At 41.4% G+C, this 17,149-nt stretch carries 21 protein-coding genes and 1 riboswitch; of the genes, 9 read left to right on the top strand and 12 right to left on the bottom strand.

Annotated features, from left to right (window positions below; genetic code table 11):
* Positions 1 to 6: 6 nt before the first annotated feature.
* Positions 7 to 153 (top strand): hypothetical protein, encoded by a 147-nt coding sequence (locus tag ACQKMF_RS22015; RefSeq protein WP_155726446.1) that lies wholly within the window; start codon positions 7 to 9, stop codon positions 151 to 153.
* 94 nt (positions 154 to 247) lie between these two features.
* Here the strand turns inward: ACQKMF_RS22015 and ACQKMF_RS22010 are convergent, their stop codons facing one another.
* Positions 248 to 1,177, bottom strand: coding sequence for a manganese-dependent inorganic pyrophosphatase (locus ACQKMF_RS22010; RefSeq protein ID WP_101224252.1), 930 nt, complete (start codon positions 1,175 to 1,177; stop codon positions 248 to 250).
* Positions 1,178 to 1,469: 292 nt separating this feature from the next.
* Positions 1,470 to 1,650: riboswitch (cobalamin riboswitch) on the top strand.
* Between the two features lie 138 nt (positions 1,651 to 1,788).
* Here ACQKMF_RS22010 and ACQKMF_RS22005 point away from each other — a divergent pair.
* The 4 genes from ACQKMF_RS22005 to ACQKMF_RS21990 all read left to right on the top strand — a co-directional run bounded on the left by ACQKMF_RS22005 (position 1,789) and on the right by ACQKMF_RS21990 (position 5,878).
* Positions 1,789 to 4,086, top strand: coding sequence for a ribonucleoside-diphosphate reductase subunit alpha (locus tag ACQKMF_RS22005; RefSeq protein WP_427574962.1), 2,298 nt, complete (start codon positions 1,789 to 1,791; stop codon positions 4,084 to 4,086).
* Between the two features lie 45 nt (positions 4,087 to 4,131).
* On the top strand, positions 4,132 to 5,184 hold the full coding sequence (locus ACQKMF_RS22000) for a ribonucleotide-diphosphate reductase subunit beta (RefSeq protein ID WP_137023613.1): 1,053 nt from the start codon (positions 4,132 to 4,134) through the stop codon (positions 5,182 to 5,184).
* On the top strand, positions 5,156 to 5,593 hold the full coding sequence (locus tag ACQKMF_RS21995) for a flavodoxin domain-containing protein (protein WP_230177290.1): 438 nt from the start codon (positions 5,156 to 5,158) through the stop codon (positions 5,591 to 5,593). The genes ACQKMF_RS22000 and ACQKMF_RS21995 overlap by 29 nt, the downstream gene beginning before the upstream one ends.
* A 117-nt stretch (positions 5,594 to 5,710) precedes the next feature.
* Positions 5,711 to 5,878 (top strand): hypothetical protein, encoded by a 168-nt coding sequence (locus ACQKMF_RS21990; protein WP_402941076.1) that lies wholly within the window; start codon positions 5,711 to 5,713, stop codon positions 5,876 to 5,878.
* Positions 5,879 to 5,919: 41 nt separating this feature from the next.
* Here the strand turns inward: ACQKMF_RS21990 and ACQKMF_RS21985 are convergent, their stop codons facing one another.
* Together ACQKMF_RS21985 and ACQKMF_RS21980 are read right to left on the bottom strand one after the other, a co-directional pair.
* Entirely contained in the window at positions 5,920 to 6,117 is a 198-nt protein-coding gene (locus tag ACQKMF_RS21985) for a cold-shock protein (RefSeq protein ID WP_028393295.1), read from the bottom strand.
* 197 nt (positions 6,118 to 6,314) lie between these two features.
* The gene (locus ACQKMF_RS21980) at positions 6,315 to 6,806 is read right to left on the bottom strand and encodes a hypothetical protein (protein WP_101224256.1); all 492 of its coding nucleotides are present in this window, start codon (positions 6,804 to 6,806) and stop codon (positions 6,315 to 6,317) included.
* A gap of 115 nt (positions 6,807 to 6,921) precedes the next feature.
* Here ACQKMF_RS21980 and ACQKMF_RS21975 point away from each other — a divergent pair, with 115 nt between their 5' ends.
* Positions 6,922 to 7,401 carry a GNAT family N-acetyltransferase gene (locus tag ACQKMF_RS21975; RefSeq protein WP_427575040.1) on the top strand — a complete coding sequence of 160 codons (480 nt, stop codon included), beginning with the start codon at positions 6,922 to 6,924 and terminating at the stop codon, positions 7,399 to 7,401.
* Here ACQKMF_RS21975 and modB read toward each other — a convergent pair.
* Complete coding sequence (modB, locus tag ACQKMF_RS21970) at positions 7,363 to 8,016, bottom strand: molybdate ABC transporter permease subunit (protein ID WP_427574959.1); 654 nt, start codon at positions 8,014 to 8,016, stop codon at positions 7,363 to 7,365. The two genes, ACQKMF_RS21975 and modB, sit on opposite strands and share 39 nt — an antisense overlap.
* Before the next feature lie 248 nt (positions 8,017 to 8,264).
* Here modB and spx point away from each other — a divergent pair, with 248 nt between their 5' ends.
* On the top strand, positions 8,265 to 8,660 hold the full coding sequence (gene spx, locus ACQKMF_RS21965; protein ID WP_034314875.1) for a transcriptional regulator Spx: 396 nt from the start codon (positions 8,265 to 8,267) through the stop codon (positions 8,658 to 8,660).
* 55 nt (positions 8,661 to 8,715) lie between these two features.
* Here spx and ACQKMF_RS21960 read toward each other — a convergent pair whose 3' ends face one another.
* From ACQKMF_RS21960 to ACQKMF_RS21940, 5 genes are all read right to left on the bottom strand, one after another.
* Positions 8,716 to 10,146, bottom strand: coding sequence for a HAMP domain-containing sensor histidine kinase (locus ACQKMF_RS21960; protein WP_427575038.1), 1,431 nt, complete (start codon positions 10,144 to 10,146; stop codon positions 8,716 to 8,718).
* Positions 10,136 to 10,825: a response regulator transcription factor gene (locus tag ACQKMF_RS21955; protein WP_402941072.1), complete on the bottom strand. Its 690-nt coding sequence runs from the start codon at positions 10,823 to 10,825 to the stop codon at positions 10,136 to 10,138. Before ACQKMF_RS21955 ends, ACQKMF_RS21960 begins: the two co-directional genes overlap by 11 nt.
* Before the next feature lie 257 nt (positions 10,826 to 11,082).
* Entirely contained in the window at positions 11,083 to 12,009 is a 927-nt protein-coding gene (locus ACQKMF_RS21950; protein ID WP_427574957.1) for a cation diffusion facilitator family transporter, read from the bottom strand.
* Between the two features lie 208 nt (positions 12,010 to 12,217).
* On the bottom strand, positions 12,218 to 12,349 hold the full coding sequence (locus ACQKMF_RS21945; RefSeq protein WP_260356845.1) for a hypothetical protein: 132 nt from the start codon (positions 12,347 to 12,349) through the stop codon (positions 12,218 to 12,220).
* Between the two features lie 98 nt (positions 12,350 to 12,447).
* The gene (locus ACQKMF_RS21940; protein ID WP_402941065.1) at positions 12,448 to 13,191 is read right to left on the bottom strand and encodes a metallophosphoesterase family protein; all 744 of its coding nucleotides are present in this window, start codon (positions 13,189 to 13,191) and stop codon (positions 12,448 to 12,450) included.
* 216 nt (positions 13,192 to 13,407) lie between these two features.
* Here ACQKMF_RS21940 and ACQKMF_RS21935 point away from each other — a divergent pair, with 216 nt between their 5' ends.
* The gene (locus ACQKMF_RS21935; protein ID WP_214743454.1) at positions 13,408 to 13,560 is read left to right on the top strand and encodes a YjcZ family sporulation protein; all 153 of its coding nucleotides are present in this window, start codon (positions 13,408 to 13,410) and stop codon (positions 13,558 to 13,560) included.
* A 42-nt stretch (positions 13,561 to 13,602) separates the two neighbouring features.
* Here ACQKMF_RS21935 and ACQKMF_RS21930 read toward each other — a convergent pair whose 3' ends face one another.
* Positions 13,603 to 14,214, bottom strand: coding sequence for a DedA family protein (locus ACQKMF_RS21930; protein ID WP_230177286.1), 612 nt, complete (start codon positions 14,212 to 14,214; stop codon positions 13,603 to 13,605).
* 341 nt (positions 14,215 to 14,555) lie between these two features.
* The gene (locus ACQKMF_RS21925) at positions 14,556 to 15,521 is read right to left on the bottom strand and encodes an NAD(P)H-dependent flavin oxidoreductase (RefSeq protein ID WP_101224264.1); all 966 of its coding nucleotides are present in this window, start codon (positions 15,519 to 15,521) and stop codon (positions 14,556 to 14,558) included.
* 80 nt (positions 15,522 to 15,601) lie between these two features.
* Here ACQKMF_RS21925 and ACQKMF_RS21920 point away from each other — a divergent pair, with 80 nt between their 5' ends.
* Positions 15,602 to 16,114, top strand: a complete 513-nt coding sequence (locus ACQKMF_RS21920) for a gamma carbonic anhydrase family protein (RefSeq protein ID WP_034314889.1) — start codon at positions 15,602 to 15,604, stop codon at positions 16,112 to 16,114.
* Between the two features lie 77 nt (positions 16,115 to 16,191).
* Here ACQKMF_RS21920 and paaX read toward each other — a convergent pair whose 3' ends face one another.
* Positions 16,192 to 17,073, bottom strand: coding sequence for a phenylacetic acid degradation operon negative regulatory protein PaaX (gene paaX / locus ACQKMF_RS21915; protein ID WP_096339984.1), 882 nt, complete (start codon positions 17,071 to 17,073; stop codon positions 16,192 to 16,194).
* Between the last annotated feature and the right edge of the window lie 76 nt (positions 17,074 to 17,149).

Raw genomic sequence — 17,149 nt, 5'->3', positions numbered from 1 at the left:
AAAAGCATGACACCCGAGCAGGATTATACAGCAGCAAATCTGTCACCGGATTTATTGAATGAACTGAAAAGCTTTGAAAGCAAACTAGGCGAGGAAGCCAATAAAGAATTGATTGTCATCGCCTATGAAAAAGAAAAGGAAGCCTTGAATTAAGAAAAAAGACTCAAACATCCTTAATGGATGGTTGAGTCTTTTTTTGCATGTACAGTAAAAGGATGCCCAAATAATGAGCATCCCTTTTCCTTTATTACTTGCTGAATACATCCGTTAAGACCGGCACGATTTGTTTTTTACGCGATACAACGCCTTCTAAGACGGCGATGTTGTTGTTTAATGAAACGTCGTATGCTTTTTCCACTGCATAAGCCGCTTTACCAAGAGCCAAGGCAACAGAATCATTAGTCAAGATATCCGTTACGACGAATAGGAATAAGTCCAATTCCTTGACAGCGATTACCGCTTCAATCGCCGCTTCCAATTCAGCTTGCTTAGCAAGGACTTCGTTTGGATCCACAGCATTTACTTGTGCAATCTCCACTTTAGCCAATCCCATGGAAAATTCCTTTGCATCAAGTGTGATGAGCTGGGCGATCGTTTTGTCGCTCAAGTCAGCTCCCGCCTTCAACATTTCCAAGCCATATGTTTCAGCGTCGACTCCCGCAATGGCAGCCAATTCCATAGCTGCTGCAACGTCTTGCTCCGTGCATGTAGGTGATTTGAACAATAAAGAATCGGAAATGATGGCAGACAGCATAAGACCTGCGATTGCTTTAGGAACTTCAATGCCGTTTTCTTTATAAATTTTATTTAAAATGGTTGCCGTACAGCCAACTGGTTCCGCACGGTAATATAAAGGATCGCTCGTTTCGAAGTTAGCGATACGGTGGTGGTCAATAACTTCCAACACACGGACTTGGTCAATATCTTCAGCACTTTGCTGGCGTTCGTTATGATCGACCAAGATTACGCCATCAGCTTCCCCTGCAACTTTTTCCACAAGACGGGGAGCATCGAATTTGAATTGGTCCAATGCATATTGAGTTTCACCATTCACTTCACCCAGACGAACTGGTTCAGCGTTGATACCTAACTGCTTTTTCAGATCTGCATAAGCGATTGCTGAACAGATTGTGTCTGTATCCGGGTTTTTATGTCCAAAAACTAATACTTTTTCCAAGATTTTATCCCCTTTTTCATAAATATTTTTCCGCGAATCCCCTCACCGCAATAAGGGAGAGCCACCTTTACTAGACACTTTATTTTAACACAAAATCCCGTAAAATCAGCGCTTGAATTATCCATTCCCCAATAAAATCTTTCATTCCTTCACCCTCTGCCATCACTTTGTCAATAGATAAGGGTTGGTTTTTTTCAAATATATTAGTTGAATTATCATCGTATATGGCTTACGATAATATAAGCAGAAATACTAGATATTGATTACATAATCTATACCAATAACTATATATAGAATTTTTATAATCCAAGGTGCCAGTGATGGCTGAAAAGGGAATCCGGTGTAAACCCGGAACTGTCCCCGCAACTGTAAATGTGACGAAATGAGAAACCCACTGTATAGCTCTCTATACGGGAAGGACTCAAAGTAGGATGATCATGAGTCAGGAGACCTGCCTTGAATTTTTCACGTTTCTTATTCTTCGGGGATTGAGATGATGAAACGATAGTATAACGGCTATTTTTTCATGGCTCTTTTATTCTATCGTTTGATCCGCTCAATTCTTTGGGCGGTTTTTTTATTTTAGCGGAAGTTAACAAGGAGGATTATTAATGACTCAAACATATAACTATACCATAAGTGAAAATGAAACAGAAAAGAAATCCATCCAGCTTGAGATGTTATCGAAGGAATTCGAAGGCCGTCTCGATATGGAAAAGTTCAAAAAGCGTTTTACAAAATGGCTTGATCGCAAAAGTGACTCAACCGAAGAACAGGCATCAAAAAAACTGATTCAGCTCGCTCTTGAGGGTGTGGATATCGATGCTCCGGATTGGACATTCGTTGCTGCAGCAGAACTGTTGAATACAATGTATAGGGATGCACAAGCCAATCGTGGTTATGCAGGCAAGAGTTATGGCCCATTCTATGAGCTGATCACAGAGCTCTCCCAGCTTTCGGAAGGTCAGCGTTATCCAATTTACAAGCCAGAACTGCTATCTTCATATACAAAAGCGGAAATTGAGGAATTGGGCTCGGTGATCGACCCGGAAAAAGATAAATTATTCTCATACATAGGCATCTACTTATTGAACGACCGCTATCTGGCCCGCCCAAAAAAGGACAAGGTCTACGAACTGCCGCAAGAACGTTTCATGATCATCGCGATGGAAATCATGCGAATGGAAAAAACGGAGCATCGCCTGCAACTTATAAAAGAAGCATACTGGGCCATGTCCAACCTTTATATGACTGTTGCGACTCCTACACTCTCCAATGCTGGGAAAACACATGGACAGTTAAGCTCTTGCTTTATCGACGCGATTGAAGATTCCATTGATGGCATCTATCTATCAAACTACGATGCAGCAAAAGTATCTAAATTCGGCGGCGGTGTCGGCCTTTACGTTGGTAAGGTTCGCTCGCTTGGTTCTGATATCCGGGGTTTCTCTGGAAATAGTTCCGGCACGACGCCCTGGATTCGACTATTCAACCAGACAGCTGTAAGTGTCGATCAATTGGGTCAACGTAAAGGTGCCATCGCGATTTACTTGGATGCCTGGCATAAAGATATCATGAGCTTCCTCGATTTGAAGACACAAAACGGGGATGACAGATTAAAAGCCCATGATATATTTACAGGCGTTTGCATACCGGATTTATTCATGGAGGCTGTACGCGACAGAAAAGAATGGTATCTTTTCGATCCGCATACCGTCAAGCAAACCCTTGGATTTTCACTTGAAGATCTTTATGACGAGAAGAAAGGCGAAGGAAGCTTCAGGAAACATTATGCACTTGCTGTCGAGGCCGCAGAAAATGGCACGCTTCCAAACTACAGCTTTGAAAAAATCAATGCGATGGACATCATGAAAAGCATCATGATTTCTCAATTAGAAGAAGGCGTACCGTATATGTTCTACCGCGATGAAGTGAATCGGAAGAATCCCAATAAACATAAAGGTATGATTTATTGTTCCAACCTTTGTACGGAGATTGCCCAAAACCTAAGCCCTTCGACGATCACGGATGAATATGAAACAGAAGATGGAGATGTTGTTGTGGTTCGTAAAAGCGGCGATTTCGTTGTCTGCAACCTTTCATCCATTAACTTGCCACGGGCGGTGGGCAGCGATGTTTTGGAAAGATTGATTCCCATTCAGATCCGTATGCTGGACAATGTCATTGATGTGAATAATCTTCCTGTCAAACAAGCATCCATCTCGAACAAACGTTACCGGGCAATTGGTTTAGGAACGTTTGGATGGCATCATTTACTTGCCACACAGAATATTTATTGGGAATCCGATGAGGCTGTTCAATATGCCGATGCTTTATACGAAAAGATCGCTTACTTAACAATCAAGGCATCCAACGAATTGGCCAAGGAAAAAGGATCATACCCATATTTTGAAGGATCTGATTGGCATACAGGGGACTATTTCGAACTCCGTGACTATATAGATCAAAAATGGATGGATTTAAAAGCAGACGTACAGGAACACGGAACCCGTAATGGATATTTAATGGCGATTGCCCCCAATTCATCGACAGCCAAAATCGGTAATTCCACGGATGGCATCGACCCTTTGTATGAAATTGAATTTTACGAAGAAAAGAAAAACTTCAAATTCAAGGTGACCGCACCAGGCTTGACGCCAAATACGTATGAATATTATAAAAAGACGCGATTCAATTTGGACCAACTGGAAAGCATCAGGCAAAATGCAGCCCGACAACGCCATATTGACCAAGCAATCAGCTTTAATCTGTATGTACACAATACAATCAAAGCGAAGGTCCTGTTGGATATACATTTAACGGCATGGGAAAGCGGGTTGAAATCAACGTATTATGTTCGTTCGACTTCTTCCGAATATGACAATGCCTGCGAAAGCTGTTCAAGTTAACGACAATCATGACCCAGTAATCTATTCTTAAAGGAGTTTTCACGAATGACCAATCATATCAAAAAAATTCGGATGCTCGAACCGACGCATCCAACCAAGGCAACCGGTGTTTTCAAAGGAGAAGCTTCAGGCTTCCTCCTTTGGAACGATATTCAGTATGAAAAATTCTATGATACCTATACACAGCTCATCAATAACTTTTGGAAGCCTTCGAGCGTGAACATGATTCAGGATAAAAAGCAGTGGGGCGAATTGGATGAAGATATCCAGGATGCATTTCTCGATATCCTTACGATGATTGCTGGAATGGACAGTCTTCAAACGCCCACATTAGTAGAAATCCTTCGGTACATCAAAGATCCGGCGGCAAAAGCTATCCTGGCCAACATGGCCCAGCAGGAATCGATCCATAATGAGTCTTATTCCTATATCCTTGCTTCCTTGATTCCGGTAGGCAAGCAAAAACAGCTTTTCGACCGCATCAAAGAACATCCTGAAGTGATTAAGCGTAACCAACCGATCGTTGATGCTTATCAAACGTTCGTGGACGATCCCAGCCCACAGCATTTATTCGAGGCACTGATCCATTCAACGAACCTTGAAGGAATTTATTTCTATCTGGCTTTCGCCTTTTATTATAATTTAGGACGGCAAAATCTAATGACCGGATCGGCTACGATGATATCCTATATTCATCGCGATGAAATGGTACATTTCGATTTCATTGGAATGCTCATTCAAATCTTGATGTATGAATATCCTGAGTTAAATAATGAAGAAAACACGAAGTTCATCTATACAACGATTGAAAAAGCAGTCGAACTCGAAAAGGAATGGTCTGAATATATGCTCGAAGATATCCAAACCAAAGCCGATCTTGATTTGGAAGAATTCAATGAGTACATCGAATATATCGCCAACAAACGGTTACGTATGCTAGGCCTTGAAAATTTGTATAAAGAGTATGGCGAGAACCCGATGCCATGGATCAAAACGTTCGATGATGAATCCATCGGACTTACCAAAACCGATTTCTTCGAACAGAAGTCAAGGACATACAGTCAAGTAAATGCCAGCAATGGGTTCGATGAGCTGTAAAGTTGCCATTGTCTATCATTCTGCCGGCGGCAATACAAAAGCGCTTGCTGAAGCCCTCGCTTCCCTTTTACCTGAAGCTGGACTATATCGAATGAATGAATTCGATTCACGTACATTGCCAGATTACGATGCATTGATCGTCGGCACCTATACATGGGGCAATGGGGAGCTTCCCGCTAAATCAGCAGCCCTTTATAAAGAACTGGAACAGTTGCCTATTGCTCATCTGAAAACGGGAGTCTTCGGCACTGGTGAAACCAACTATAATCATTTTTGTGGGGCGGTCGATCATTTCCGGGACATGTTATTTGCCAAGAGCCAGTTATTGGTGACATTGAAGATAGAACAGATGTATCAAGAATCAGACTTGCCCAGACTTCAAAAGTTCGCCTCGCTATTCCAGAACTGACTGAAAGGGGATATGCATGCTCGCATATCCCCTTTCAGTGTTTAAAAAACTTGGCTCCCTCTATCATAGCAGCCGTAAGCATGGAGTATAATGGAAGAAAAAAGGAGATAATATCCAATGACTGAAAATATAACACAGTTCCTTCCTATCCTTTTTATGCTAGTGCTTGTAGTATTCGTTATATTCATCGTCTTTTTCCTGTCAGGGCATTTTAATCGTTCTAAACGGATCGAAGAAAAATTGGACAAAGCATTAAAGGAAATCGCCGAAATAAAAGAAAAATAAAAAGACTCCAAGTTCGGAGTCTTTTTTTTATATGCGTTCAATTATTTTTGAACGTTAGCTGCTTGTGGTCCACGAGCGCCTTGCTCGATTTCGAAAGAAACTTCTTGGCCTTCTTCAAGCGTTTTGAAGCCTTCTCCTTGGATAGCTGAGAAATGTACGAATACATCGTCTTGGCCTTCAACTTCGATGAAACCGAAACCTTTTTCTGCGTTAAACCATTTTACTTTACCTTGTACCATGATAGTTCCTCCTGTGTTTGGAAAAATCCATTTTATTACTATTTTTGGTTCTGGATAATGTTTCAAGAGGAATCCTATTACAGTAAATCCTTCTATCAAACTTTTCCGAACAAAAATAATTACTCATATTATATCATGGGAAATCCTAAAAAAACAAGATTATCGCAGTAAATCAACCGACAAATTATCCTAAAATTCTACATATTCCTCTTCTTGCTTTGTCGGAAGCCTTCGTCCAATAAGTAACGCTCCGCCTCTATCGGACTCTCGAAACATTCCTCAAGATTCGACCCTGAATAAACATTCCAAAGCAGGTCTTCCCTTTCAAGTGTAAGCTCTTGCTTTTCAGGGCCAATCCATGCCCCTTCCAACCTAGCGAACTCGTTTTCCTCTTCTTCGAATTCTACCGGAGGTTTTGATAGGTAATCCACGCTTTTTTGAATCAATTCTTTCAAATCCGCTTCATCATAGTCACGTATATTGATAAACCCTTTACGGTCAGTGTCTTTTTTTCTCATATGCCCAGCGTAAACGAATCCATTTCCATTGGGATGCAAGTGCTGAACGACGATTTTTTTCTCTTGGACGCTATCTGGATAATGGAAGTTCACACGTCCCAAAGAAACGTCTTTTCGCTGTAATTCTGGAAAAGTTTCAATGATGCTCAATTTTTCTTCAAATGTTAACAAATTTCTTCCTCATTTCATTAGTTCATATTGTTTGTCGATTATAACATAGACTGATTAGAAACAATAATCCCCCTCTTCCATTATAATGTAATGAAAGGGAGTGATTTGATTGCTCATGACAATTCGGGACCTGGACTCCGATTATGGCCGGCAGCTTTTTAAACTTCAGAAAGAAGCCTATAAGGTGGAAGCGGAAATGATCGGCTTTGCTGATATCCCTCCATTATTGGAAACATATGAACAATTCATTCATTGTCATGAAACGTTTCTATGCTTTTTAAAGGGTGGTACCTTAGCGGGTGCAATATCTTATACAAAAGAAAATGGTCAAATACTGATTTGCCGGATGGTCGTCCATCCTGATTATTTTCGGCAGGGTATCGCGGATGCACTGCTGCATGCTCTTCAATTACCCGACGACTGGGAAAAGATATCCGTTTCGACCGGTAAAATGAACCTGCCTGCACGGAACCTTTACGAAAAAAACGGATTCACCCATAAAGAGGACGTAGAAGCCGCACCTTTCTTTTTCATAAGCATATTCGAGAAACAGCATTCATTTTATGTATGTCACGATAAAAAGCATAATGAATGAAATGACAATGATTATGGCAACCCATAGCCAGGCTAATGTCATATTCCCGGAGTCCATGGCGATATAAATCGCCGTCGGTATGGTTTGTGTCTGTCCGGGAATGTTTCCGGCAAACATGAGTGTGGCCCCGAATTCCCCCAATGCACGCGCAGAACTCAAGATGGCACCAGTGACGATGGATTTGACCGCCAATGGAAGGGATACATTCAGGAATAATCTCCACTCGCCGGCCCCGTCAACCCTTGCTGCATTTTCGATTTCTTCATCTATACCTTCAAAGCCCGTTTTAGCGGATTGGTACATAAGCGGAAACGCTACCACGGTAGATGCAATGACCGCCGCCCACCACGTGAACATCAGTGGCTGATCAAAAACCCTTTCAATCAATTGTCCCGGCATTCCACTCTTGCCAAAAATCACAATCAATAAAAACCCCACGACGGAAGGCGGCAAAACAAGCGGCAATAAAAACGCTGTTTCCAACAGGACTCTTCCCTTGAATTTCTTTTTAGCCATCATTCGCGCTAGGATAATTCCTAAAACGAAAACAAGGATACCCGATAGTCCCGCTACTTGTATCGATAGCCTGACTGGTGACCAAAAATCCCCTGTCATGATACCATCCGCACATCACAGTTAAATAACGGCCTATGCAGGTCCTTTTTCGGCATCATTACCCAAACCGTTTCTTTTTCATTAAAGGCAGATTCCATTTCATTTTCTCCCTTTCTTTTTTAAAATAACATTTAAGTTTATTTTTCTTGACATCTTGCTGACACAAAGGAACGTTAAAGTAAGAGTATCACAAATATAAAAATAATTTCATTCCAATAAACTTGAAAACTTTGAAGGAGTCGATTTTAATGGTAACAATTTATACTACCCCAAGCAGTTTAGCCTGTCGTAAAGCAAAAGCTTGGCTTAAGAAGAACGAAATTTCCTTTAATGAACGTAACCTATATTCCCAACCACTTTCTATAGAAGAAATAAAAGAGATTTTACGTAAAACGGAAGGCGGGACAGATGAAATCATCTCAACCCGTTCCAAAAAATTCAAAAGCCTGAATATCGATATAAATAATACACCACTTAATGATCTTTGCAAGCTTATTCAAGATAACCCGGATTTACTTCGCCGGCCAATCATTTTCGACCATAAGAACTTGCATGCAGGATATAATGAAGAAGAAATGGGACGCTTCCTTCCAAGGAAGGTCCGTCATGTACAATTATGGCGTGCAATCAGCCAATTGGCTTAATCAGTTAACATTCTGCATAATAAGAGGGTTGTCCATTACATCGGACAACCCTTTTTTATATCTTATCCCCTTTCTCTATGACAATCGTGAAGGTGGTGCCTTGTTCATCGCTATCCTTAAGCACAAGATCTCCCTTTTGCGCTTTTGCGAGCATCTTACTGAATGGCAGTCCCAAACCTAACCCACGTACCTTCAGCTTTTTGTTTTCACCTCGATAAAATGGTTCGAACACATATTGCTGTTCATGTTTCGGAATCCCCCGCCCGCTGTCCAGTACATCAATGCAGATCCGTTCTTCATCCTTTTCATAAAGGTGAATCGCTATTTTCCCTTTGCCGTCAAGTGCATGTCTGGCATTATTCAAAAGGTTAATGACGATTTGCTGCATCCGCAATGAATCAATTTGACCAAAGACCGGTTCATCAGGAACTTTTATCTCAAAAGCGAACGCTTGATCATCATCCTGGGTCACCTGCCAGCGATAGGCGATTTCCTTGATGAATATATTGATATTCTCTTTTTGTACCCGGATTTTAAAAGCGCCTGCCGATATGGCATTATAATTGAGTAAATCCTCTATCATACCTTGTAATCGCTGAGTTTCCTTTAAGGAAATATCGAGGAATTCCTTACTTTGCTCTCCCTTAACGACATCGTCCTTAACCGCTTGTATCAGTCCGCTAATGGAAGTTACTGGTGTTTTCAAATCATGGGTTACGCCTGCAAGCAATTCAGCCCGCAACTTCTCCATGACCTTCAATCGATTGGTCATTTCCTTAAATGATTCTATCAGTTCATAAATTTCTTCTTCCTTGATTTCCTCTTCCTCTTTGAAATGGATATCATAGTTGCCTTCACGAACCTGGACAGCGGCGTTAGCTACGTCTTGGATGGGGCGCGAAATTTGCCTGGAAAGAAAATAAATGACTCCCGTCCCCAGAATCAGAAGGCCTCCAATCATGATCGCCAACAAGCCATGGTCTTGGTTGATTTCCTTCAATGCCCCTTCTTCCTGGGCAATGACCACCCAGCCTCTCGTCTCATCGTTAAAAGTAATGGGGGATTTTACGACATATACTTTGTTGTCTGAAATCTTGACCTTCTGGACTAACTCCGTATTTTTCATGATGACGTCCGGGAGTTTATTTTCATCCGGATCGATATACAATTGTGGCATCGTATATATGATGGTGGCATCGGGATCGACGATATAGATGATTGGCTGTTGGTTCAGATGGAGGATTTTCTCCCTTTCCTCAACAATTTCCGAAAGGATCGGACCAACGACAATCTGGCCATTTTCCTTAATCGCGCGATCGGATGTTTCATCAGCTAAGTATTTAAGAAGGCTGAGCCTATATTCCAAAGCCGTTTTTTCCATCCACCATAAGGAAAAAACAGACAATAATATCAAACCTGAAATCAAGGTCAATACGTATCTCTTTGTCCAATAGCGTTGTAAAGTGGTTCTTTTTTTAGTTTTCATAGACACTCAATTGATACCCCAATCCACGCAATGTTTTTATTTCCCCCTCAGTTACAGGCCATGCATCTATCGCCTTCCTGATTCGTTTGATCGCCAGGTCCACCGCACGGTCACTGCCGTCATAATCTATGCCCCACACTTGGTCAAGCAGCTGTTCTCTCGTGAAAATTTGATTAGGGTGCTTAGCGAAAAAAACGAGCAGCGACAAATCACGCGGCGTCAAGTTTATCTCTTCCCCATTCAAATGCACCTTATAAGACAGATCATCGATGGTTAAACTCCCAAATTGATGTACATGACCATCTTCCGTAACAACCGATGATGATCTTCTTAAAACGGCATGCACCCGGGCCACGACTTCTTCGGCAACAAAGGGTTTGGAGATGTAATCATCCGCACCTGACTTAAATCCCGATAATCTGTAATCGACATCTGTCAGTGCAGTCAACATGATAACCGGACATGTATCGTCCTCCCGAATTTCCTTCAGTATATCCCAGCCTTCCTTACCAGGAAGCATGACATCAAGCAGGACAAGGTCTGGCTTCGTTTCTTCAAACACCGGAATGGCCTTTAGCCCATCGTAAACTTGGACTACATCAAAACCTTCCCGCTCCAAATATGCTTTCAATACCATCGATATGGCAATTTCATCTTCTACTACAAGAATTTTCTTCATTGACGGATTCCTCCTTACTGAATTATAGTGGAATCATTTTATATATGCTAACTATTAAAAAGACCAAGCATTTTCCCTCAATCTTACCATTTTTATGTGTCAGGATTATGTTCGCAGTAAAATTAGCCGATGTTTTCACATAATAACCTTGTGTAAGTGATCTCGATTCATTTTAACAGGAATGCTTCTGCATGGTCGTAATGATCATCCAGAAAATACACTCTTAAGAGGCTGGCTCTAAACTGAGCCAGCCCTTTTCAATTACATGTCTCGTGTGGATTCGGACAACCCGCTTCCTGTCTTTCCACTTGGATCGTGCTATGTTCAATTCCAAACTGATTATGAAGTAGTTTTTGCGCTTCTGCTAAAACGGAATCGTGATTACCGTTCTCATCTATGACAGCATGGCAGCTCATTGTCAAAAAGCCAGAGGTGATCGTCCAGATATGAAGATCATGGACATCTGATACACCATCCAATTCCATCAAGGATGCTTTCACTGCATCCATATCGACTTGGTCTGGTGTGCCCTCCATCAAGATATGGAAAGAATCCCTCACTACCCTAAAACCGCTGATAATGATTAAAATCGCGACTATGACGCTCGCAATCGGATCTGCAATTCCCCAATCGAAAAAATAAATCAAGAGTGCGGCAGCAATGGCACCCACCGATCCAAGCATATCACCAATGACATGTAAAAAGGCACTCCGTACATTCAAATTGTCTTCCTTATCTCCGCTCATTAAAATCCAGGCCGCAATGATATTAACAAGTAAGCCGATGATTGAAATCATTAGCATTCCCAAGCTTTGCACCTCAGGGGGATCCAGGAACCTCTTAATTGCCTCGACGAAAATGAATACGGATATGACGATCAAGGTCAATCCATTCAAACAAGCAGCAATGATTTCAAACCGTTTATATCCAAACGATTTGGACGATGTCGCTTTCCTTTCCCCCAACCTTATCGCTGTATAACTAAGCCCTAAAGCTGCTGCATCGCTAAGCATGTGACCTGCATCCGACAGTAAAGCCAGACTATTTGTCAAGAATCCGCCAATGACCTCGACGATCATGAATGTGGAGATTAATAAGAAAGATGCCAACAAGGCTTTTTTATTATTAGAATGGTGGTGGTGTCCGTGCCCATGATCATGGGAGTGACCATGATGATGTCCCATGCCATCCCTCCTCTCGGATTTGAAACTTATATATAGTATGGGATAAATCCAGAATGGTTTCAAATGATTCACTTCCGGGATTCACTGGCGGTAAAAAGAGTGATGGAATCAGGAGGACGTGATCTTTTACGAAAACCCTAAATTCTGGCTTCAGCCATTTCAAAGTAAAAATAAACGCTACAGACATTACCTGCAGCGTTTTTCCCGTTTATCCTTCCTCTTTCATCGTATCATCGACAATGGCGTACAGATCCTTATTAAACAATTCATCATTACAAACAAAACTGTGCCCTTCCATCTCTTCCTGCTCTTGATTTACTACCCGTTCCTTTTCCTTCATGACATACCTCCAGCTTCGTTGAGTTTGCCTATTATCGTATCCACAGGCATGTACCTTTATGCTCAACATTTCCCCATACTTCATCTTTTTTAAACGTCCTAGACCTGCTGGCCGCCATGGAAGGCACGAATAATGAATTCATGCTCTGGGACTTGTAAGCTTTGATACGATGACAGGAACGATGTATTATCATAGGCGACTTTTTCAAGATTTACCTGAATACCGGTATTTTCAATCGCAACAATCGCATAAGGGGCAACTGGTTCACCATTACAGCCAAGAGAACCAGGGTTCAGGAATATCGTTCGGTCATTTTTAAAAAGGTGGATGGGATGATGATGTCCAAATCCGATTAAATCGTGATGCTGATCTTTGAAAAGCGTTTCTAAGTTACTTAAACTCGGTTCAACGATTTTACTAAATGGATTTTGGCTTATGTGCTCATCCAATTTCTTCGATTCCATGTGATAATGGGTGAAGTAAACGGAGTGATCATTAATGATATGATGTATGGTCCGAGGCAATTTTTCCAATTCATTTATGAATTTCCTATGCATCCTTTCAGCTATCCATTCATGATGCTCCTTAACATGAATATGACCGTCCGGATGCGGCTCCCCGTTAATGATGGCCAGGACAGCTTCATCATGATTTCCAGTTATCATCGATACATCATTTCTTGAAAATAAAAGTTCAAGGACTTCATTAGTATCCGGACCAATCCCGACCATATCTCCCAAACAATAGAGACGATCTATATCTCCCCTTTGATCAATATCCCTAAGAACGGCTTTCAACGCTGAAGCATTACCATGCACATCCGTAATAATGGCAACTTTCATGAGTTAGTTCAGCTCCCTTCCCCCACAATCCACATGGTATATTATAACATTTAAAACAAAATCAAAAAAATATTCGGGCTTATTCCCTTGATTTTGCCCACGCCCATTTTTTATGAATAAGCAAACACTTCGGCCTAGAATACATAGTATGAAGTATTCCCGGTAAAGATGTTTTGCTAGGTATGTAATTCATAATATGTATGAGGAGGAAATCAAATGGGTGGAAATGGTAACGAATGTTGTGGCGGCGGTGGCGGCTGCGGCGGTTTCGATAACGGATTTGCATTGCTGATCGTATTATTCATCTTGTTGATCATCATCGGATGCAGTTGGGGATTCGGCGGCGGCGGCTTCGGTGGATGCTGCTAATATACTAAATCAAAAAGGCGCCTGAGCATGGCGCCTTCTTTGTTATGAATTGACTTTTATTTTTTCTCTTTGCTTTTGTTTTCGAGTCTTCATAATGAACCAAATGACTATAAGTGCAATAGGGATAAGCAAGAAATTCGCATATTGTGAAAAGATGGCTCCCGCCTGCTCCCATCTAGGTCCTAACTTAAACCCTAAATAAACATAAACGCTTGTAACAGGAAGCATCGCCATATAAGTATATAATATGAATTTCCAAATATTCATTTTCAATATTCCGCATGGCAGCGACACGGCGGTACGTATACCTGGTACAAACCGTCCAAAGAAGGCAATTCCCCCACCATACCTTTCAAAGAAGCGGTCAGCTTTGTTCAGCTGCTCATCTTTGATCAAAAAGTATTTTCCGAACTTTAATACAAGCGGTCTCCCGCCATACTTGCCTAAGGCATAAAGCGTCAATGGGCCCGTTACCCCGCCAAGCGAACCGGCAAGGATAGTCAAGTATAAATTCATATCACCTTGATAAACCCAGTATCCTGCAAGTGGCAAAACTATTTCAGCAGGAATGAATTCAAAAGTCAAAGCTAGCAAAACACCGAAATAAGATAAAGATTTAAACGCTTCAATCATATCCATAATTAAAGTTTCCATTGAGGTTTCCCCTTTTCTAACTTTTATTACATATAAAAAGGGGTGCTCCAAGATGAATGCGGGCACCCATGATGTCAAAAAGGACATTGTCCATTGTATCACAAGTTAACCCGCATTTTTCTATAATGTTATCCTAAAACAGTGTTCTTATGGAGTCCATATTTTGTTATCGGGCTATTCACTATAGAACTACGCTTGTAAAAAGAACGATAATAGAATATCAGATGTCCCGAAACGAAAAAAACTTGAGGACGAATTGACCTCAAGCATTCGTTATAGTTAAACAAGTGAATAGCCCCTAAATGGGTAGAGATGTACCCATGACAAGATCTGTACCCCTCTCAAATCATAAAAGGGGCAGAGAGCCTCCTCAATCCATCTTCCATTTGTTTTTTTGCATCTTTCATCATGCCATCAAGTAATTCCTTTACCGTGGGTATATCGTCAATCAATCCGGCAACCTGGCCGCTGTTCATAAAACCATTGTTAACATCCCCGTTCATCGCGCCATTAATATGATGGACCTCAGAGGTCATTTCACGATAATTCACAGGAGACAGCCCCTGTTTTTCCAAATCAAGGACTTTCTCGGTATATGGATCCTTCAATACCCTTCTGACCTGGCCAAACGTTCTGCCCAAAATTACCGTATCATTGCCCATAGCTTCGATTAGTTTCTGTTTATATGACGGATGGAACGGTGCCTCTTGTGTAGCGATCAGCCTGGTTCCCAATTGGACTCCTGAAGCCCCCAGCATCAATGCCGCTGCCAAACCCTGTCCATTGCCTATTCCGCCAGCTGCCAAAACCGGGAGCGTCACATGCTTGCTGATTTGCGGAATGAGTGTAAAGGTCGTCATTTCCAGGTTCGAGTTGATGCCGGCAGCTTCAAACCCTTCTGCGACCAACACATCAGCCCCTGCTGCTTGCGCTTTTTGCGCGTGCTTGACCGACGCAACGATGGCAATCACTTTTATATTCTTTTTTTGCAATAGCGGAATGAAAGGGGCAGGATTTCCTGCAGATAAGGAAACTACAGGTATTTCATGCTTCAGGACAAGATTCACTAACTCATCTGTATATGGACTAACATTTATTGGAATGTTCAACGCGAAATTGTTATTGGTTTTATCTTTGGTTTCGAGAATGATGGCTTCCACCTGTTCAGGATTCATGGTACCGCACCCTATTGTCCCAAGTCCTCCTGCATTGGATACTGCAGCCGCAAGACTTGCATTGCTTATATTCCCCATGCCGCCTTGTATAATGGGATATTTTATCGCAAAAAGTTCACAAATATATTTCACTTTCATCCCTCCCTGTCAATTTAATGTTATACTATATTCATTAGAAAAACAATTCTGACTTTTCAAAAAGGAGCGAGACTATGATTATTCCATACAATAATAAAAAACCTTCCATTGATGATACTGTTTTCGTGGCACCCGGCGCTCATTTAATCGGTGATGTTTCGATCGGGAAAGACTCGACCATTTGGTTTAATTCCGTACTGCGCGGTGATGAAGATTCAATTACAATAGGAGAAAAATGCAGTATACAAGATAATTCCACCATTCATTTATTCGAAGGATGCCCAGTTGTCATTGAAGACGAAGTGACGGTTGGTCACAATGTCATCCTGCATGGCTGTAAAATAGGCAAACGCTCCATTATCGGTATGGGATCAACGATATTGGATAATGTAGAGATTGGCGAAGAATGCATCGTCGGAGCGAACACATTGATTTCCTCTGGCAAAATCATACCTCCACGTTCACTGGTTATTGGTTCCCCGGGGAAAGTGGTTCGCAGATTGAATGATAAAGATCTTGAATTGATCCAACTTTCAATCGATACATATGTTCAAAAAGGAAAAGACTTCAAAGGGATACTTGATTAATTAAAAGCAAGAGTCGAAAATGATAATGTGAAAAGAGCCTCGGCAAGTCGTAGTTAACGACTGGCTGAAGCTCTTTTTCACTTAATGATCAGTGGATGGTCCTTGGCATCATAGGTTTCATCTTTCCGGCATAAATCATTGTTTTCCTGAAATACGCTTTCAAAAAAACGGCTTGCTGGTTCAGCCAAGACTTGATAATACTGGCTAAATAAAAGAGCAGCATGATTGCCATTCCACTTTGAAGGCAGAAGTTCCTTTGGCAGGCCCGGATCGATAAATAAAAATTTACGGTATTCATGCACCAAGTTCGTTCGTTCCACAAAACAATCAGCATCGGACATTTCGCCCCTGCTAATGATGCTTTGATGAACGATGAATTGTTTGCTGTATTTCTCGATGAATTCTTCATATTTATTTTCAATCTCTTCTAAATGCCAGCTCTTCTCGACAAGCGATTGGTTTTCCTTTGGACCTTTGTACTCCGAAATGAAAAAATCAACATATTCATCTATGTCATATTTCTCGATCAAGCGGTTGATTTGTTTCTCCAAATCATTAGGGGAAATCCAGCAACCACTTGAAAAACTGCCAAACCCGCTCCATAATAATTCTTTACGGAGATCATCTCGTAATTGCCGCTTATCTTCAGGGATCGTGTACATTAAGATACGCCATTTACCGTCCCATTCATTCGGTTTCATCTTATATATGCGGTTGGCCGCTTCATCCATTCTCTGCACACCGCGATCAGTCAAAAAGTAATAGCTTTTATTTCCCTGCTTCTCCGACTGAATCCACCCTTGCTTGACCATTCGTGAAACGGCTACACGAACGCCCTGCTCATTATGGCCGAATTCCTTTAACAAACGAATTAAACTGCCTATCCAGATCTTACTTCCATAGTTACGGATATAATCGCCGTATATCGTAAAAATCATGGATTGTGTATTAGTACCTATCCTTCTCACCTCGTCCTAACATTGTTACTGTTTTCACACGGAAGACATAATAATTATTATATCTTTTTTTAATGAA

It is taken from the genome of Peribacillus sp. NPDC101480 (assembly GCF_050277335.1).
Taxonomy (GTDB): Bacteria; Bacillota; Bacilli; order Bacillales; family DSM-1321; genus Peribacillus.
The sequence above is the reverse complement of the archived record's forward strand: the minus strand, read 5'-3'. Positions and strand labels throughout refer to the sequence as shown.

What these genes read in the sequence shown, in the direction of transcription:
- ACQKMF_RS21940 (WP_402941065.1), bottom strand. Translation starts at nt 13,191, where the DNA reads ATGAAAGTTGCCATTATTACGGATGTGCATGGTAATGCTTCAGCGTTG.
- ACQKMF_RS21955 (WP_402941072.1), bottom strand. Translation starts at nt 10,825, where the DNA reads ATGAAGAAAATTCTTGTAGTAGAAGATGAAATTGCCATATCGATGGTA.
- ACQKMF_RS21990 (WP_402941076.1), top strand. Translation starts at nt 5,711, where the DNA reads ATGACTGAAAATATAACACAGTTCCTTCCTATCCTTTTTATGCTAGTG.
- ACQKMF_RS21935 (WP_214743454.1), top strand. Translation starts at nt 13,408, where the DNA reads ATGGGTGGAAATGGTAACGAATGTTGTGGCGGCGGTGGCGGCTGCGGC.
- ACQKMF_RS22005 (WP_427574962.1), top strand. Translation starts at nt 1,789, where the DNA reads ATGACTCAAACATATAACTATACCATAAGTGAAAATGAAACAGAAAAG.
- ACQKMF_RS21995 (WP_230177290.1), top strand. Translation starts at nt 5,156, where the DNA reads ATGCCAGCAATGGGTTCGATGAGCTGTAAAGTTGCCATTGTCTATCAT.
- ACQKMF_RS21930 (WP_230177286.1), bottom strand. Translation starts at nt 14,214, where the DNA reads ATGGAAACTTTAATTATGGATATGATTGAAGCGTTTAAATCTTTATCT.
- ACQKMF_RS21985 (WP_028393295.1), bottom strand. Translation starts at nt 6,117, where the DNA reads ATGGTACAAGGTAAAGTAAAATGGTTTAACGCAGAAAAAGGTTTCGGT.
- ACQKMF_RS21920 (WP_034314889.1), top strand. Translation starts at nt 15,602, where the DNA reads ATGATTATTCCATACAATAATAAAAAACCTTCCATTGATGATACTGTT.
- ACQKMF_RS21960 (WP_427575038.1), bottom strand. Translation starts at nt 10,146, where the DNA reads ATGAAAACTAAAAAAAGAACCACTTTACAACGCTATTGGACAAAGAGA.
- modB (WP_427574959.1), bottom strand. Translation starts at nt 8,016, where the DNA reads ATGACAGGGGATTTTTGGTCACCAGTCAGGCTATCGATACAAGTAGCG.
- ACQKMF_RS22000 (WP_137023613.1), top strand. Translation starts at nt 4,132, where the DNA reads ATGACCAATCATATCAAAAAAATTCGGATGCTCGAACCGACGCATCCA.
- ACQKMF_RS21945 (WP_260356845.1), bottom strand. Translation starts at nt 12,349, where the DNA reads ATGAAGGAAAAGGAACGGGTAGTAAATCAAGAGCAGGAAGAGATGGAA.
- ACQKMF_RS21950 (WP_427574957.1), bottom strand. Translation starts at nt 12,009, where the DNA reads ATGGGACATCATCATGGTCACTCCCATGATCATGGGCACGGACACCAC.
- ACQKMF_RS22015 (WP_155726446.1), top strand. Translation starts at nt 7, where the DNA reads ATGACACCCGAGCAGGATTATACAGCAGCAAATCTGTCACCGGATTTA.
- ACQKMF_RS21975 (WP_427575040.1), top strand. Translation starts at nt 6,922, where the DNA reads ATGACAATTCGGGACCTGGACTCCGATTATGGCCGGCAGCTTTTTAAA.
- spx (WP_034314875.1), top strand. Translation starts at nt 8,265, where the DNA reads ATGGTAACAATTTATACTACCCCAAGCAGTTTAGCCTGTCGTAAAGCA.